General features: G+C 65.1%; 13 protein-coding genes. 7 read left to right on the forward strand and 6 right to left on the reverse strand.

The window, feature by feature from the left end; all coding sequences use genetic code 11:
* Window positions 1-113 precede the first annotated feature (113 nt).
* Window positions 114-836, forward strand: a complete 723-nt coding sequence (gene pth / locus BMX61_RS14080) for an aminoacyl-tRNA hydrolase (RefSeq protein ID WP_075628232.1) — start codon at window positions 114-116, stop codon at window positions 834-836.
* Window positions 837-869: 33 nt separating this feature from the next.
* Here the strand turns inward: pth and clpS are convergent, their stop codons facing one another.
* The gene (gene clpS, locus BMX61_RS14085; protein WP_075628231.1) at window positions 870-1,178 is read right to left on the reverse strand and encodes an ATP-dependent Clp protease adapter ClpS; all 309 of its coding nucleotides are present in this window, start codon (window positions 1,176-1,178) and stop codon (window positions 870-872) included.
* A gap of 335 nt (window positions 1,179-1,513) precedes the next feature.
* Between clpS and ychF the strand changes: the two genes are divergently transcribed.
* On the forward strand, window positions 1,514-2,617 hold the full coding sequence (gene ychF / locus BMX61_RS14090) for a redox-regulated ATPase YchF (protein ID WP_075628230.1): 1,104 nt from the start codon (window positions 1,514-1,516) through the stop codon (window positions 2,615-2,617).
* 189 nt (window positions 2,618-2,806) lie between these two features.
* Here the strand turns inward: ychF and BMX61_RS14095 are convergent, their stop codons facing one another.
* Entirely contained in the window at window positions 2,807-3,352 is a 546-nt protein-coding gene (locus BMX61_RS14095; protein WP_075628229.1) for an adenine phosphoribosyltransferase, read from the reverse strand.
* A 249-nt stretch (window positions 3,353-3,601) separates the two neighbouring features.
* Here BMX61_RS14095 and BMX61_RS14100 point away from each other — a divergent pair, with 249 nt between their 5' ends.
* Window positions 3,602-3,796: a DUF1059 domain-containing protein gene (locus tag BMX61_RS14100; RefSeq protein WP_075628228.1), complete on the forward strand. Its 195-nt coding sequence runs from the start codon at window positions 3,602-3,604 to the stop codon at window positions 3,794-3,796.
* 204 nt (window positions 3,797-4,000) lie between these two features.
* On the opposite strand, the gene BMX61_RS14105 is transcribed toward BMX61_RS14100, so the two are convergent.
* Genes BMX61_RS14105 through BMX61_RS14115 form a run of 3 tightly spaced genes read right to left on the reverse strand, consistent with a single transcriptional unit; the run spans window position 4,001 to window position 6,503 of the window.
* A complete protein-coding gene (locus BMX61_RS14105) occupies window positions 4,001-5,275 on the reverse strand; it encodes a CCA tRNA nucleotidyltransferase (protein WP_075628227.1) in 1,275 nt (424 codons plus the stop codon).
* Window positions 5,272-5,904: a CoA pyrophosphatase gene (locus tag BMX61_RS14110; protein WP_075628226.1), complete on the reverse strand. Its 633-nt coding sequence runs from the start codon at window positions 5,902-5,904 to the stop codon at window positions 5,272-5,274. The genes BMX61_RS14105 and BMX61_RS14110 overlap by 4 nt, the downstream gene beginning before the upstream one ends.
* A complete protein-coding gene (locus BMX61_RS14115) occupies window positions 5,901-6,503 on the reverse strand; it encodes a DUF1285 domain-containing protein (protein WP_075628328.1) in 603 nt (200 codons plus the stop codon). Before BMX61_RS14115 ends, BMX61_RS14110 begins: the two co-directional genes overlap by 4 nt.
* A 283-nt stretch (window positions 6,504-6,786) precedes the next feature.
* Here BMX61_RS14115 and BMX61_RS14120 point away from each other — a divergent pair, with 283 nt between their 5' ends.
* Genes BMX61_RS14120 through BMX61_RS14135 form a run of 4 tightly spaced genes read left to right on the forward strand, consistent with a single transcriptional unit; the run spans window position 6,787 to window position 13,690 of the window.
* Complete coding sequence (locus tag BMX61_RS14120; RefSeq protein WP_075628225.1) at window positions 6,787-7,803, forward strand: AAA family ATPase; 1,017 nt, start codon at window positions 6,787-6,789, stop codon at window positions 7,801-7,803.
* Window positions 7,804-7,816: 13 nt separating this feature from the next.
* Window positions 7,817-8,758 carry a DUF58 domain-containing protein gene (locus BMX61_RS14125; protein ID WP_075628224.1) on the forward strand — a complete coding sequence of 314 codons (942 nt, stop codon included), beginning with the start codon at window positions 7,817-7,819 and terminating at the stop codon, window positions 8,756-8,758.
* Window positions 8,755-11,565: a DUF4159 domain-containing protein gene (locus tag BMX61_RS14130; RefSeq protein ID WP_075628223.1), complete on the forward strand. Its 2,811-nt coding sequence runs from the start codon at window positions 8,755-8,757 to the stop codon at window positions 11,563-11,565. The genes BMX61_RS14125 and BMX61_RS14130 overlap by 4 nt, the downstream gene beginning before the upstream one ends.
* A gap of 55 nt (window positions 11,566-11,620) precedes the next feature.
* Entirely contained in the window at window positions 11,621-13,690 is a 2,070-nt protein-coding gene (locus BMX61_RS14135) for a hypothetical protein (RefSeq protein ID WP_075628327.1), read from the forward strand.
* A 7-nt stretch (window positions 13,691-13,697) separates the two neighbouring features.
* Here the strand turns inward: BMX61_RS14135 and BMX61_RS14140 are convergent, their stop codons facing one another.
* Entirely contained in the window at window positions 13,698-15,560 is a 1,863-nt protein-coding gene (locus BMX61_RS14140) for a hypothetical protein (RefSeq protein ID WP_139198929.1), read from the reverse strand.
* Between the last annotated feature and the right edge of the window lie 324 nt (window positions 15,561-15,884).

Raw genomic sequence — 15,884 nt, forward strand, 5'->3', positions numbered from 1 at the left:
ATGATCGCTGCACATGCCTGCACGATCATTCAAGGGCGCCGGGCAGGGGGGACTGACGGGAGTCAGGCCTCTAAATGGCTGGCCTGACGGCTAGATCCGAAAGGAAGAGGGCAATGCGGATTCTCGCCGGGCTCGGCAATCCGGGCGCGCAATATGCCGGGCACCGGCACAATATCGGCTTCATGGCACTGGACGCGATCCATCGCCGCCATGGCTTTTCGCCATGGTCGAAGAAGTTCAAAGGCGAGATTGCCGAAGGCACGCTGGGCGGCGAGAAGGTGCTGCTGATCAAGCCCCAGACCTTCATGAATCTGTCGGGCGAGTCGGTCGGCGAAGCCCTGCGCTTCTACAAGCTGGCGCCAGCCGACCTGACCGTGATCTATGACGAGCTCGACCTCGCGCCCGGGCGTGCGCGCATCAAGGTCGGCGGTGGTCATGGCGGGCACAATGGCATCAAGTCGATCGATGCCCATTGCGGCACCGATTATCGCCGGCTGCGGCTCGGCATCGGCCATCCCGGCTCGAAGGAGCGGGTCAACGGCCATGTGCTGGGCGATTTCGCCAAGGCTGACCGGAGCTGGCTCGAGCCGCTTCTCGATGCGCTGGCCGATCATGCCGACCTTCTGATCCGCGGCGAGGACTCGCAGTTTCTCAACAAGCTGGCGCTGGCCGTCGGGGCACAGGCCGAGCCGGAGGAGAAGCCGGCCAAGCCGAAGAAACCGGGGGGTCAATCGCATATCCGCCAGGCACGTCCCGGTCAGATGCCAAAGGCCCTGCCGGAAACCGGGCCGATGGCGGAGATGCTGAAGAAGATGTTCGGACCGGGCGACAGTTAAGCCCTGAGTGAAATCGGCCGATCGGTGCTTGTCTCAGTCTTCCGGTTCCGTCTTCATCAACATCGGAAAACCGGCTTCCTTGGCGAGATCCATGGCCTCGGTGACCTTGGTTTCGGCGATCTCCTTGCTGCAGACGACCACGACGCAGGAGCCGAGCTTATGCGCCGTCATCATGATGCGGTAGCCGGTCTCCTCCGCGATGCGGAAGACGGCCCGCAGCACGAGCGTGACGAATTCGCGCGGCGTATAGTCGTCATTATAGAGAATGACCTTGTAGAGCTTTGGTTTTTCAAGCTTCGGACGGGTCACGGTCTTCGGCGTGGTGGTCGTGTTCTCGCTCATGGCTTCGTCTCTCGGCGCTTGCGCTGGCGGGCGCATCCGGCACTGGTTGTGATCTGAAACTCGGCATTGTTGCAGGCCTTGCGTCGGATCGCTATCGCGCAAGCGCTTTAGGATCTTGCGCCGCATGCTGTCAGCAGCTAAACGCGCGGCCCGATCTTCGCATTCCGGGTTGCCAGCCGCGCCAACAGGTCCAGTGGCCTGAAAATAGGCCGGAGCAGGCCATCCGGCAAGCAGGTCCGGCGTGGGAAAGCGGCCCGGAGCCCAGCGGGCTTGACCGGCCGCGGCGTTTCCCCCATAGCCACGGCAACACACAACAACCGACGGAATTTCGGCCGATGGGCTTCAAATGCGGTATTGTCGGGCTGCCGAATGTCGGCAAGTCCACCCTGTTCAACGCGCTGACCAAGACGGCTGCGGCCCAGGCGGCCAACTATCCCTTCTGCACGATCGAGCCGAATACGGGCGAAGTGGCCGTGCCGGATCCGCGCATGCGGCAGCTGGCGGATATCGCCAAATCCAAGGAAATCATCCCGACCCGCATCTCCTTCGTCGACATTGCCGGCCTCGTGCGCGGCGCCTCGAAGGGAGAAGGGCTGGGCAACCAGTTTCTCGCCAATATCCGTGAAGTCGATGCCGTGGTGCACGTTCTGCGCTGCTTCGAGGATGACGACATCACCCATGTCGAAGGCCGGATCAATCCGGTGGCCGATGCCGAGACGATCGAGACCGAGCTGATGCTTGCCGACCTCGAAAGCCTTGAGCGCCGCACCGAGCAGACGCGCAAGCGTGCGACCGGCAAGGACAAGGATTCTCTCGCAGCCCTGCCGATCATGGATGCCTCGCTGAAGCTGCTGCAGGAAGGAAAGCCGGTTCGCACCCTTCTGTCGACGCTCGATGCCGAGGGTCTGGGCATTCTCCAGGGGCTCAACCTCCTGACCGCGCATCCCGTGCTCTATGTCTGCAATGTCGCCGAGGGCGATGCAGTGGAGGGCAACGCGCATACCAAGGCCGTGGCCGAGATGGCCAAGGCGCAAGGCGCCGAGACCGTGATCATCTCCGCCGCGATCGAGTCCGAGGTTGCGCAGCTTCCCGAGGAGGAGTCGAAGGAATTCCTCTCCGCGCTGGGTCTCGAAGAAGCCGGTCTCGACCGGCTGATCCGTGCCGGCTACAAGCTGCTCGACCTCATCACCTATTTCACCGTCGGCCCCAAGGAAACCCGCGCCTGGACGATCCAGCGCGGCACCAAGGCACCGCAGGCCGCCGGCGTCATCCATTCGGATTTTGAACGCGGCTTCATTCGCGCCAACACCATCGCCTTTGACGACTATATCCGTTTTGGCGGAGAAACCGGCGCCAAGGAAGCTGGCAAGGCCCGAGACGAAGGCAAGGAATATGTCGTCCAGGACGGTGACGTCATCCACTTCCGGTTCAATACGTAACCACGTTGGGCGTTATCATCGAACCGCAGAGGATGCGGTTCGATGAGCTCAGGTTGGATAGCCGGTCGGATCGCTCTTCAAAGGCGCCTTGCCATCCTCGCGTCTGCCTTGAGATTCAGGAGGGGCTTGGCAGGGACCGCGGCCGAAGACCGAGGCCAACACGCGTTGGCCTTCAACGGCGCTGACGATTCAATGCCCGTCGAATTCCACCAGGGTGCGCACGTCGACGCCGAGCGCTTCCAGCTTCTTGCGACCGCCGAGTTCCGGCAGGTCGATGACGAAGCAGGCGGCGACGATGTCGGCGCCCATCTGACGCAGCAGCCGGCAGGCGGCTTCGGCCGTGCCGCCGGTGGCGATCAGATCATCGACCAGAATGACCTTTTCGCCTGCGGTCACCGCATCACGGTGCATCTCCATTTCGTCCACGCCATATTCCAGGCTGTAGGCAATGCGCACGGTATCATGCGGCAGCTTGCCCTTCTTGCGGATCGGTACGAAACCAGCGGACAACTGGTGGGCGATGGCGCCGCCAAGAATGAATCCGCGTGCCTCGATGCCGGCAACCTTCTCGACCCTGTTGCCTGCGAAGGGATGAACCAGCTCGTCGACGGCGCGGCGGAAGGCACGCGGTTGGCCGAGAAGCGTGGTGATATCGCGGAAGACGATGCCAGGCTTGGGGTAATCCTTGATCGCTCGGATCGAGGCTTCGAGTTCCTGTTTCAGGGAAGCGGTCATGGGAAGCAGGGTGCCTTCACAGCTGTTTTTGACGCGTAGGCATACCATCCCCGTCAGCCTTTGGCACATGTTTCTTCACTGGATGGACAGGCTTTTGAAGCCGCTCTGGACAGGCGGATCACGGAACTTTTCGCGCCTGTTTCGAGTTCGGCTCTCAGCCGGCCAACAGAGCATAGTGAGGCTTTCAAGGGTTTGCCGCGGCGTGCCCTTGAGAAATGGAGAATGCGCCGGTTCTGACAGGAGGAAGCCATGAGACTGTTTGAATGCGGCACACTCGTGCCAGGCTGTGAGTGGCATACCCGTGCGGACAGTGATGCCGAAGTGGTTCGTCGCGCGGTGGATCATCTGCGCCAGACCCATGGCGAGGAGACGATCCGCGAAACCATGGTGGAGAATATCAAGGCACGCATCCGGGATGATGCCCCGCAGCCTGCGGAGCAATAGGACGATCCTTACCAGAGATGGGCCTATTGGCGCTTGATTCGATCGCTCACCCGGCGCGGGATTGCCTTGCATGTCTGTCCGCGTTGAAGCGGTCACGAATCCTCGGCACGGGGCCGAGGGCTTTGTAATACTCCGAAGCTACACGGTGGCGTGTAGGAGTGACGAGCTAGAGCAAGAGCTGCGTAAAGCGCGTCCTGAAAAGACTCACGCGTTCGACGGCTTGGCGTCCGCCACCGCCGTGGCCAGGCGTGTCAGCAGCGATTTGCGATCTGCGGCGAAATTCTCCGCCACCCATTGCTCTTCAAGCATCGACAGGATGTCGCCCACTGCAGGCCCTGCGGGGACGCCTGCAGCCAGCACGTCGGCCCCCGTCAGGGGAAAACGAGGCTTTTCGAAGCGCTCGGTGCGCGCAAGCAGTCTCTGAAGAGCGGCAATCCGCTGAAGCGCCTCCGGCTCGGTCTCGCGCTTGGAATGGGCCAGCGCCAGGTCGAGCTTCAGCCGCATGAGCGCGCCATCGGTGCCGTCCCGATAAAGCCGGCGATCGAGCGCCGCCTCGGCCGTCTTTTCCGGAATCGGCAGGCACGCAGCCCAGCGCGTCAGCCGGGCCGCTTCCGATTTGGAGAGGCGCAGTCTCTGGCAGAGCGCGGCGATCCGCTCGGCATCGGGCGGGAGCATGGCGACGAGGCGCAGGAGCGGATCAGGCGTCCAGCCAAAGGCATCCTCCGCCGAAACCAATCCGGGAATGGCGTCGATGCCCCATTTCTCGCTTTCCGGCAGGATCGCGGTGAGAACGCCCGATGTGCGCATCCATAGCAGCGCCCGGCCGGGATCGGGCGCTGTCAGGAGCTTCTTTGTTTCCGACCAGACCCGTTCGGCGGAAAGCGAGGCCAGATGATCACGCGCTCGCGCGCAGGCCTTCAAGCCCTCGGCATCCGGCCTGCCGCTGCCATACCAGGCGAAGAAGCGGAAGAAGCGCAGAACGCGCAGATAATCCTCCGCCACGCGTTCGGCCGCCACGCCGATGAAGCGGATGGTGCGGCTTTCGATATCGGGCAGGCCGCCGACATGGTCGTAGATCCGCCCCTCGGCATCGGCATAGAGCGCGTTGATCGTCAGATCGCGCCGGCGCGCATCCTCTTCCCAGTCGGTGGTGAAGGCGACTTCGGCATGGCGGCCATCGGTCGTGACGTCGCGGCGTAGCGTGGTGACCTCGAAGGGCTTGCCGTCGATGACAAGCGTCACCGTGCCATGGGCAAGCCCCGTCGGCACGGATTTGATGCCTGCGGCATCGGCGCGTGCGATCACCTCGTCCGGCGTCAGCGTCGTGGCGAGATCGATATCGGCGACCGGGCGGCCGATCAACGCATCGCGCACGGCGCCGCCGACGATGCGGGCTTCACCGCCTTCGGCATTCAGCACGGAAAAGACGCGACGCAGCGATGGTGCCTGGAACCAGGCTTCCTCAGCGAGCGAGATCATGCATAGAGCCTTTCATAGAGCATGCGCAGAATGCCGGCGGTGATGCCCCATATGTTTCGCCCTTCAAAGGGCATTTCGTAAAAATGCCGCTTCTCGCCATTCCAGTCGCGGCTTCCACGGCGATGGTTTACCGGGTTCATTAGAAAGGAGAGTGGTACGTCGAAGACCTGATCGACCTCCGCCGGATTGCGCTTCAGTGTGAAGCCAGGCTTGATCGTGGCGAGAACCGGCGTGATGCGAAAGCCCGACAGAGCGCGATAATGCGGTAGGCGGCCGGCCGGCTCGACGAAATGCCGGGCAAGCCCGATCTCCTCCTCGGCTTCGCGCAGCGCCGCCTCCTCGATCGAGGCATCGGTGTGATCGACCGCGCCGCCGGGAAAGGCGATCTGGCCGGAATGCTTGCGTAGATTGGCAGTGCGCTGCGTCAGGATCACCCGGCCGTCCAAAGGGCCGCCATCCACCACGCCAACAAGCACGGCCGCATCCTTCAGTGTCATCGTTTCCAGCACCGGCACGATGGAAGGGTTGATGAGCATGTCGCCATGCTCCCGCCAGGCCATATCGATCGGGCTTCCGCTCTGGCGGGTGGCACGGGCGCGGAAATCCTCGGCGGAAAAAGGCGTGCTCATGTAGACTGCCGGGCGAGTTCGGCCATGGTCATCACCGGGAAGAACATGCCGGCCGACCGCAGCGCGAAAACCGGCTCGCCGTTCTGCTCGATCTCTTCGCCCAGCGCCATCAGCTCATGCGTCACGGCGCGCGACAGCAGCGCCTCCAGCCGGCCGCGCACATGCAGATAGGGCTTCAGCGCCTCGGTTGCGGGGTCGATGACGAAGCGCAAGTGGTGTTCCGTGCTGGCGGTCACGACATCGCCCACCTGCGTGCGAAAGGTCAGGCGCTGGGTCTCGCCTTCGCCCTCGGCATGCATCTCCACCGCAAGAAAGGGTGCGTCGGCTACCCGGATGCGCAGCTTTTCGACAGGCGTGACGAGATAGGTCGCGCCATCATCGTCCTTTCGCAAAACGGTCGAAAACAGCCGCACCAGTGGCGCGCGGCCGATCGGCGTGCCCATATACCACCAGGAGCCATCGGCACGGATTTCCATGTCGATCTCACCGCAGAAGGGCGGGTCCCATCGCTCCACCGGTGGCGGCCCCTTGGTGCTTCCATTGGCCTGCTCGCTGGCGCGCGCGATCAGGCCAGAAAGCCCGTCCATCCCGGATGGCATGGCATGCCCGGCTGGCGCGTCCGCTGCTGTCGCATGGCTGGTCTCGGCCTCTGCCATCGTTCCGTCCCGTTTCGTCCTATGCTGGCTGCAGGATCGGGGTCAAACCTGTCCCCGTGTTTCACGAGATAGTGCGGCTTGCGCGTCTTGTCAGCCGGAAGGGGCTGTCTAAGTTGGAATTTGGACTGTTCGATCCCCCGGGGTTGATTCGTTTGCCAGGCCTTATGAAGGCCTTTCGCGCGGAGCGTGGCGGAGCCTGCCCGCGTCTGACCTTAGGAGACGAAGCATGGGCGTGATCGCCTCCACCGAACCCCTCCTCGACGAGAAGGCCGTGATCGCGGCGGCCGAAAAGGCGCTGGAAGAGATTGCCGTCGTCCGCCAGGAGGTGGGCAAGGTGATTTTCGGGCAGGAGAGCGTGGTGGAGCGCACGCTTCTGGCCATTCTCTCCGGCGGCCATGCGCTGCTCGTCGGCGTGCCGGGTCTGGCGAAGACCAAGCTGGTGACGACGCTCGGTATCGTTCTGGGTCTTGATGCCAGCCGCGTGCAGTTCACGCCCGACCTGATGCCGTCGGATATTCTCGGCTCCGAGGTCATGGACCAGGACGAAACCGGCCGCCGCTCCTTTCGCTTCGTCTCCGGCCCGATCTTCACCCAGCTGTTGATGGCTGACGAAATCAACCGCGCCAGCCCGCGCACGCAATCGGCCCTGCTGCAGGCCATGCAGGAATATCATGTGACGGTGGCCGGCCAGCGCAACGACCTACCGCGCCCCTTCCATGTGCTCGCCACGCAGAACCCGCTGGAGCAGGAGGGCACCTATCCGCTGCCCGAGGCGCAGCTCGACCGTTTTCTCCTGCAGGTCGATGTCGATTATCCCTCGCTGGCCGCCGAGCGGCAGATCCTTCTGGAAACCACCGGCACCGGCGAGAGCGAGGTGCGCGGGGTCATCACCGCAAGGCAGCTTCAGGAGATCCAGCAGCTCATTCGCCAGATGCCGGTGTCCGACAGTGTGGTCGATGCAATTCTAACGCTGGTGCGGTCTGCGCGCCCTGGCCAAGGGCATGCCGAGACCGACCGGCACGTGGCCTGGGGTCCGGGCCCGCGCGCCGGCCAGGCGCTGATGCTTTGCGCGCGCGCCCGCGCCCTGTTCGACGGGCGCCTTGCGCCCTCCATTGACGATGTGGTGGCGCTCGCCGAGCCGGTGCTACAGCACCGCATGGCGCTGACCTTCGCCGCACGCGCCGAGGGCATGGCGGTGCGCGACGTGATCGGCGGACTGGTGAAAACCATCCGCGCTTCGTGAGACAGGACGTTTGATGGCATCGATCGGGCATATCGTCGCGCCCACGCCCACCGGTGAGGTTCTCTCCCGCGCGCAGGCCAGGGCGCGCCTTGTGCCCGACTGCATGGTCGAAGCGCGGCGGATCGCCAATACGGTGATCTCAGGCTGGCACGGCCGGCGTCGGCGCGGCATCGGCGAGAATTTCTGGCAGTTCCGCCCCTATAGCGACGGCGAAAGCCTGGCGCGGATCGACTGGAGGCGCTCGGCTCGCGATGACCATACCTATGTGCGCGACCGGGAATGGGAGGCCGCGCACACGATCTGGCTCTGGGCCGATCTCTCGCCCTCGATGATGTACAAATCGACCTTCGGCGCGGTCTCGAAGGAGAGCCGGGCACTGGTGATCATGTTGGCGCTGGCCGAGATCCTTGCCCGCTCCGGCGAGCGCATCGGCTGCCCCGGCGTGATGGAGCCGGTCTCCGCCCGCAATGCGGCCGAGCGGCTGGCAACGGCGCTGATCCATGCGCCGCTTGCCGAAGGCCTGCCGCAGACCGCCATGATCCGGGGCTTCAGCGATCTCGTGCTGATCGGCGATTTTCTCGATCCGGCCGACGAGATCATGGCGCGGCTCGGACCGCTCGCGCGGCGCGGGCTGACTGGCCATGTGGTCGAGATCGCCGATCCGGCGGAGGAAACCTTTCCCTATGCCGGCCGCACTGAATTCACCGATCCGGAAACCGGTGAGAGGCTGACGGCGGGGCGGGCAGAGGCACTACGCGAGGATTATCGCCGCGCCTATCTTGCCCGGCGCGAGACGATGGGTGCGGCGCTGCGTCAGCTCGGCTGGACCTTTACGCCGCACCGTACCGACCATCTCGCGTCGGAAGCACTGGTGGCGGTGCATATGTATCTGTCGGGCATGCCGGCGGCGGAGCGCCATGGCGGCATCGGCCGCGCGCAGAAGGCGAGCTCATGACCTTTCTGCCTTTCGTCTTTGCCAATCCGCTGATGCTGGCGGCACTCATTGCCCTGCCGGCGATCTGGTGGCTGCTGCGCATGACGCCGCCGCGCCCGGTGACGGAAGCATTTCCGCCGCTGCGTATTCTGGCGAGCGTGATACGGCGCGAGGAAACGCCCTCGAAGAGCCCGTGGTGGCTGACGCTTCTGCGCATGCTGATGGCCGCCGCGCTGATCTTCGCCATTTCCGACCCCGTGGTCAATCCGCGCGCCAACAGCCTGTCGAGCGACGGGCCTCTGGCACTCGTGATCGACAATGGCTGGGCGACGGCCGGCGACTGGGCGCGCCGGGTTGAAACCGCCGAGGCGCTTGTCTTAGATGCCGAGGCGCGCGATCTGCCCGTCTCGATCGTCTTCACCGCCGAGCGCGAGCAGAATGCCATTCCCGGCACGGCGGCCGAAGCGCGCACCCGCCTTGCCGCTGCCCGGCCACAGCCGCTTCCAACCGATCGGATCCACGCCATCGATGCGCTGTCGAGCGCGCTGGCCGGCACGCGGATCGGCACCCTTGCCTTCCTCAACGATGGTCTTGCGGAAAACGATGCCCGCGTCACTTCGGCACTCGCGGCGCTTCAGCCAGCCAACACCCGCATCATCGCGGGCGACACCGCGCCGCTGGCTGCCCTTTCCAAGGCCGATAACGACGCCCAATCGATGCGGGTGACGGCCACGCGCCTGCCGTCGCCGACGCCGCGCAGCCTTACCATCAGCGCGCTCGATACGCGCGGCCGCGCGATTGCCAATGGCACGATCGACTTTGCCGCCGGCGAGGGAACAGGAAGCGGAGAACTGGCCGCACCCTTCGAACTGCGCAATGATTTCGCCCGGATCGCTGTTGCCGAGCCGGACAATGCCGGCGGCGTGCTGCTGCTCGATGATGGCTTCCGCCGCCGCCGTGTTGCGCTGCTGTCAGGCGAAGCGCGCGACCAGTCGCAGCCGCTGCTCTCGCCACTTTATTACATCAACCGGGCGCTCGCTCCCTATGCCGATCTGGTGCAGCCGAACGAGACAGATCTGTCGGTCGCGGTCCCCGAGCTTCTGGCGCAGAAGCCCTCCATGCTGATCATGGCCGATATCGGCCGCCTGCCGGAGGAGGCGACGGGCGCGCTCGTGCAATGGCTTCGCAATGGCGGCACGCTGGTGCGCTTTGCCGGCCCAAGACTCGCCGCAGCGCCGGCGGACGATCCGCTGGTGCCGGTGACGCTGCGTCAGGGCGAACGGGCGCTCGGCGGCGCGCTCTCCTGGTCGCAGCCGCAGCCGCTGGCCGATTATCCCGCCGGCAGCCCTTTTGCCGGCATGCGCCGCCCGGATGGCGTCACCGTCAACCGCCAGGTTCTGGCCGAGCCGACCGCCGATCTCGCCAGCCGCACCTGGGCAAGCCTGGCCGATGGCACGCCGCTGGTGACGACGCGCAATGAGGGCGCGGGGCGTATCGTGCTCTTTCACGTCAGTGCCGAAGCCACCTGGTCGAACCTGCCGATCTCGGGCGATTTCGTCGAGATGCTGCGCCGGGTCGTGCAGCTGTCGCGCAGCGGCGGTGTGGGCGAAGCGGGTGTGGGCAAACCGCAGGCCCTGCCGCCTTATCGTCTGCTCGATGCGCAGGGCGTTCTCGTCAGCGAGACCGGACGCGCAAAGCCACTGGAACTGACCGGAACCGCAGTGCCCTCGGCCGAGTTCGACCACCCGCCCGGCCTCTATGGCTCGGAGGAAGGCTTCGTTGCCGTCAATCTTCTTCCGCGCGAGGCGACTCTCGCGCCGATCGATCTTGCCGGCCTGTCAGTGCCCCATGCCAGCGAGCGGCTGATCGGGGCGGAAAGCTGGTCGCTGAAACCTGCCTTGCTGACGGCTGCCATGCTGCTTCTCTTGATCGACACCCTGATCGTTCTGTTCATGGGCGGCGCGCTTTCGCGGATGAGGGCGCGGCGGGCGGTGGCCGCGCTGCTGGCGGTTGGCCTTCTCGGCCTGCCGCTGGCGCTGCCGGACACGGCGCGCGCCGATGACGCCAAGCCCGGCGACGAACAATTGATGCAGGTGCTCGACAACACCCATCTGGCCTATGTCGTCACCGGCGAGGCGGAGGTCGACCGCCTGTCGGAGCGCGGCCTTGCCGGACTCACGGAGTTCCTAACCTATCGCACCACACTGGAGCCGGGCCCCCCCGTTGGCCTCGACATCTCCAAGGATGAGCTGTCGGTCTATTCGATGATCTATTGGCCGATCTCGGCCACGGCGCCGATGCCGAGCCCGCAGGCGATCAGCCGGATCGACGCCTATATGCGCGGCGGCGGAACGGTGCTGTTCGACACGCGCGATCAATTCACCAGCCTCGGCGGCAATGAGGGCGCGAGCCCGAATGGCGAGCGGTTGCGCGAGATCCTTGCCGGACTCGACATTCCGCCACTGGAACCCGTGCCAGCCGACAATGTGCTGACCAAATCCTTCTATCTGCTCTCGACCTTCCCCGGACGCTATACGGGCAGCCCGTTGTGGATCGAGGCGCAGCCGCGCGGCGAGGGCGAAGAGGCCGGGCGTCCCGCCCGCTCTGGCGATGGCGTCACGCCGATCATGATTACCGGCAATGATCTGGCCGGGGCCTGGGCAATCGACGCGAATGGTCAGCCGCTGCTGCCCACCGTGCCGCCGGATGAGACACAGCGCGAATATGCCTTCCGCGCCGGCGTCAACATCATGATGTACATGCTGACAGGCAATTACAAAGCCGACCAGGTCCATATCCCCGCGCTCCTGGAGCGGCTGGGCCAATGAGCGGCGGTTGCCGCTGGCAGCCGTCCTCATGGGCGCAACAGGAATGGTGAATGCCATGACGATCGAGTTTTCCCCGCTCTTGCCCTGGATCGCCATCGGCGTTCTGGCCGCTCTTGCCCTGGCTCTGGCGGTGGTGGGGCTTGCGCGGCGTGTGCGGGGCACCGTCTTTCGTGCCCTGGCCCTTGCTGTGGTCGCCCTGGCGCTTGCCAATCCCATTCTGTCCCAGGAAGAACGCGCGCCGCTGTCGACCATTGTCGCCGTCGTTGTGGACCGCAGCCAGAGCCAGGCAAGCCCCGAGCGCCGGACGATGACCGACGCCGCACTCCAAGGGCTAAAGGATCGTTTGGCGCAGTTTCCGCAGATCGAGGCGCGCTTTGTCGATGCGGCCGACGATCCGGACACCGAGAGCCCGTCGACGCGGCTGTTCACGGCGCTGAACAGCGCGCTGTCCGATGTGCCGCCGGCCCGTGTCGGTGGCGCGATCTTCATCACGGACGGGCAGGTGCATGATGTGCCTGACATCAACCAATCGCTCGGCTTCGACGCTCCCGTTCACGCGCTGATCACCGGGCGGCCGGACGAGTTCGACCGGCGGGTGGAAATCGTCAGCGGCCCGCGCTTCGGCATCGTCGGCGAAGAACAGACGGTCACCTACCGCGTGATCGATGACGGCCCGACGCCGGCGGGGCAGGCCCAGGTGACAATCAGCCTCAACGGCCAGGAGATTGCCCGCCAGCCGGTGACACCCGGTGAGGACATCCCCTTCCGCTTCACTATTCCGCGTGGCGGCAACAATATTCTCGAAGTCGCCGTTGCGCCGCTTGCCGGCGAGGTGACCGAGGCCAATAACCGCGCCGTCCATGTGCTCGACGGCATCCGCGAGAACCTGCGCGTGCTGCTCGTCTCTGGCGAGCCGCATTCCGGCGAGCGGGCCTGGCGCAATCTCCTGAAGTCGGACGCCGCGGTCGATCTCGTGCATTTCACCATTCTGCGTCCGCCGGAAAAGCAGGACGGCACGCCGATCAACGAGCTGTCGCTGATCGCTTTCCCGACGCGCGAGCTCTTCGTCGAGAAGATCAACCAGTTCGATCTGATCATCTTCGACCGCTATCAGCATCGCGGCGTGCTGCCGATCCTCTACTACGACAACATCGCCCAATATGTCGAAAATGGCGGCGCGCTCCTGATCGCCGCGGGGCCGGAGCATGCCGGGCCGGATTCGATCGCGACGACGCCGCTCTCCGCCGTGCTGCCGGCGAGCCCCACGGGCAGCATGACCGCCAAAGGCTTCTATCCGCGTCTTAGCGACGAGGGCAAGAAGCATCCCGTCACGCGTGGGCTCGAAGGCGCCGATTCCGAGCCGCCGCATTGGGGCCGCTGGTTCCGCACCGTCGATGTCGATCCGCCGCAGGGACAGACCGTGATGCAGGCGGCCGATGGCAAGCCGCTGCTGGTGTTGAACCGGGTCGGCAAGGGCCGAGTGGCCATGCTTCTGTCCGACCAGGGCTGGCTCTGGTCGCGCGGCTTCGAAGGTGGCGGCCCGAGCGTGCCGCTCTATCGCCGCATCGCGCACTGGTTGATGCAGGAGCCGGCACTGGAAGAAGAGGCCTTGACCGCCCATGCGGCCGGCCGCCAGCTTGAGATCGGCCGCCAGACGATCAAGGGCGATCCGGGCCCGGCGACGATCACGCTGCCCTCCGGCCGTCAGGAGCCGGTGACGCTGACCGAGGCTGAACCGGGCCTTTACCGCACGCGTATTCCAACCAGCGAAATCGGCCTGTTCGAGATCGCCAATGGCGAATTGTCGACGCTCGTCCATGTCGGCGCCGTCGATGCGCCCGAGTTCAAGGCCACCGTCTCGACCCCCGCGCTGCTCCAGCCATGGGCCGACAAGACCAAGGGTTTGGTGCATCGTGTCGCGGCCGAGGGAAATGCGGTCGATCTGCCGTCGATCCTGCCGGTGCGCGGACCTGTGCGGGTGGCGGACAAGCAGCGCCTGTCGCTGCGCATGACCGACGAGACCATTTTGAAGGGTGTCAACTCCATGCCGCTCTTTGCCGGCGTCCTGGGGCTTGCCGCGCTGCTTCTTGTGCTGTCGGCGACCTGGCATCGCGAGGGCCGCTGATGCCACGCTATTGCGGGCGCACGCGGTAGAGGCGGAGCGGGCTTTCCGTCACGCTCTCGACGCGCTCCAGGTAAGGCGGCACTTCGCCGGCCAGCAGCTTGGCCGCCAGTCCATCCGGGCTTTCCTTCGCCAGCATTTCGGCCGAGCCTTCGCCGGGGCAGACGACGACCAGCGTCACCCCGGCCTTGCGGATCAGGGCGAGGGCTTCATCGATAGGCGCTAGGCCGATCCGCAATTCCGCCAGCATGCCCGCCTGGTTTCGGTGATAGGGCGCAGAGAGGATATGCTGGTCCGTATAGCGCAGGATCGCCGTGCCCATATCGACGGGGGCCGCGACGAGGCCGACGGGCTCGCGCTGCAGGGGGGCGAGCGCCGCTGGCGTCGTGCAGGCTTTGCGCGCCTGGCCGTCCGTGCCACGCAGCGATGTCGAAAGCGGGCTTGGCTGGCCAATGAAGGCAAGCGCCGCGAGAGCCCAAAGGAAGGGCACGCTCATTGCCGTGAGGCCGATGAAGGCGGCGGTGCGCAGGACATTGCGCGGGCGCGCCGCTGGAGAGCCATTGCGAAAATCGGCATCGGGATGATGCTCTGATGCAAGCCTCAGGCGCGTGCAGGCATCTGCAAGCGGGAAGAGCGCGATGAAGCAGGCGAAGATGCCGCCGCGTACCTGGATGACCGCGACGCCGAGCGAAAGCAGGATGAGCGCCAGCAGGATAAGATGCGCCTCCCGCCTATGCCCTTGCACCAGGGCGACGACACAGGCGATCGCGCCGACGATACCGACGGCATAGGCGCCCGGGACCAGCTCCGGCGCATGGCGCCAGAGGGCAGGCAGGGATTGGGCCTCCAGCACATAATCCAGCCAGAGCCGGCGCAAGAGCGGATCGAGATTGGCGAGCGGATCGCCAAGGCATTGCGGCGCGACCTCCCGGGCGAGCAGCAAGACGAGGATGGCGCACACACCGAGACCGGCGAAACGCAGGCCGCGCCCATATCCGCTCAGGCTCCAGGCGCAGATGGCGAGCATCAGGCCGCCGGCCACGCCCAGGGCCACGAAAGCGATGGAAAGACTATCGCAGGCAGCCACGCCATAGCGTGCCGGTGGGATGGTCGTCATGAAGGCGAAGAGCAGGCCCCCGGCCAGCGTCAATCCGAAGGCGATGGTCGAGCCCGCTCTTCCAGCCCCGTGCCAAGCCCAGCGGAGCGCGACACAGGCGCAGGTCATGGCCATCAAAGGGGCCGTCTCCGCACCGATGGCCATGGCCAATGCAACGCAGAGCCCTGCGACAAAAGCGCTGCGCCGCCGATGCGCCGGATCGAGCAGCATGGCGACCATCAGTGAGACCAGCGCGATCTGCGCATTGTGATGGTCGATAGCGCCGGGGTCGAAACGGGACGTACCGGCAATGAAGAACAGTCCGAGCATGAGCGCCACGGAAAGCCCCTCCTTGCCCGCCAGATGGCGCGCGCCGATGGCGAGCCCCCAGAAGACCGGCAGGATGAGAAGAAGCGGCCAGACAGCCAGCGCCGCGGCTTCGGCCGCAAGTGGGGGGAGGACGGTGCGGAAGACGAGGATCAGGCTCGCGATCGGCAGATCGATGAAGCGAGACCAGTGCATCAGCGTGCCGCCGGCGGGGCCGAGCCGCATCTGCGTCATGTCGAACCAGCCTTGCCCGGACAGGAGGTCGCGCACCTCGATCAGGCGCATGACGTCGTCATTGTCTGCACCGACATAGTCTGCGCCGGAAAGCCAATGGGGCAGGGCGGCCAGCAGCATGGCGAGCAGCGCATAGAGGCTGGCAAGGGCCAGAGGCGGCAGCCGCTCCAGAAGACCGGCCCGAGCCGGTGCGGAAGAGGGGAGGATCTGTGCCAAGCGGATCTCCTCGACCATATGGCGGCAGTGCGCCGGGCACCCTCTGGCGGGGCTCGATGTCAGACTTTGTTAAGGACAGCGTCGCCTAGGGTCGCCAATGCTGCACATCTTCAACCTATGCTTAACCCGCATAAGAAAAAGTGAATCCCGAAAGACACATAGCGTCAGTGGATAGCGAAGAAGGGCTGGGCAAGCCGATCTTGCCAAAGCAGGTGAAGAGCGCGGCAGTGCGGAGACGAAACAAGGCTCTTTCGCGGATCTTTTCGTAAATTGAGTCTGACAAATTCGTCAGGCTTTTCTTTTGTAAGGCATTTTTGCCAGTGT

It is taken from the genome of Xaviernesmea oryzae (assembly GCF_900109605.1).
In the GTDB taxonomy this organism is placed as follows: Bacteria; Pseudomonadota; Alphaproteobacteria; order Rhizobiales; family Rhizobiaceae; genus Xaviernesmea; species Xaviernesmea oryzae.

Bases quoted from the DNA above. Each gene is read 5' to 3' on its own strand.
- pth (WP_075628232.1), top strand. From the start codon at position 114: ATGCGGATTCTCGCCGGGCTCGGCAATCCGGGCGCGCAATATGCCGGG.
- clpS (WP_075628231.1), bottom strand. From the start codon at position 1,178: ATGAGCGAGAACACGACCACCACGCCGAAGACCGTGACCCGTCCGAAG.
- ychF (WP_075628230.1), top strand. From the start codon at position 1,514: ATGGGCTTCAAATGCGGTATTGTCGGGCTGCCGAATGTCGGCAAGTCC.
- BMX61_RS14095 (WP_075628229.1), bottom strand. From the start codon at position 3,352: ATGACCGCTTCCCTGAAACAGGAACTCGAAGCCTCGATCCGAGCGATC.
- BMX61_RS14100 (WP_075628228.1), top strand. From the start codon at position 3,602: ATGAGACTGTTTGAATGCGGCACACTCGTGCCAGGCTGTGAGTGGCAT.
- BMX61_RS14105 (WP_075628227.1), bottom strand. From the start codon at position 5,275: ATGATCTCGCTCGCTGAGGAAGCCTGGTTCCAGGCACCATCGCTGCGT.
- BMX61_RS14110 (WP_075628226.1), bottom strand. From the start codon at position 5,904: ATGAGCACGCCTTTTTCCGCCGAGGATTTCCGCGCCCGTGCCACCCGC.
- BMX61_RS14115 (WP_075628328.1), bottom strand. From the start codon at position 6,503: ATGCCATCCGGGATGGACGGGCTTTCTGGCCTGATCGCGCGCGCCAGC.
- BMX61_RS14120 (WP_075628225.1), top strand. From the start codon at position 6,787: ATGGGCGTGATCGCCTCCACCGAACCCCTCCTCGACGAGAAGGCCGTG.
- BMX61_RS14125 (WP_075628224.1), top strand. From the start codon at position 7,817: ATGGCATCGATCGGGCATATCGTCGCGCCCACGCCCACCGGTGAGGTT.
- BMX61_RS14130 (WP_075628223.1), top strand. From the start codon at position 8,755: ATGACCTTTCTGCCTTTCGTCTTTGCCAATCCGCTGATGCTGGCGGCA.
- BMX61_RS14135 (WP_075628327.1), top strand. From the start codon at position 11,621: ATGACGATCGAGTTTTCCCCGCTCTTGCCCTGGATCGCCATCGGCGTT.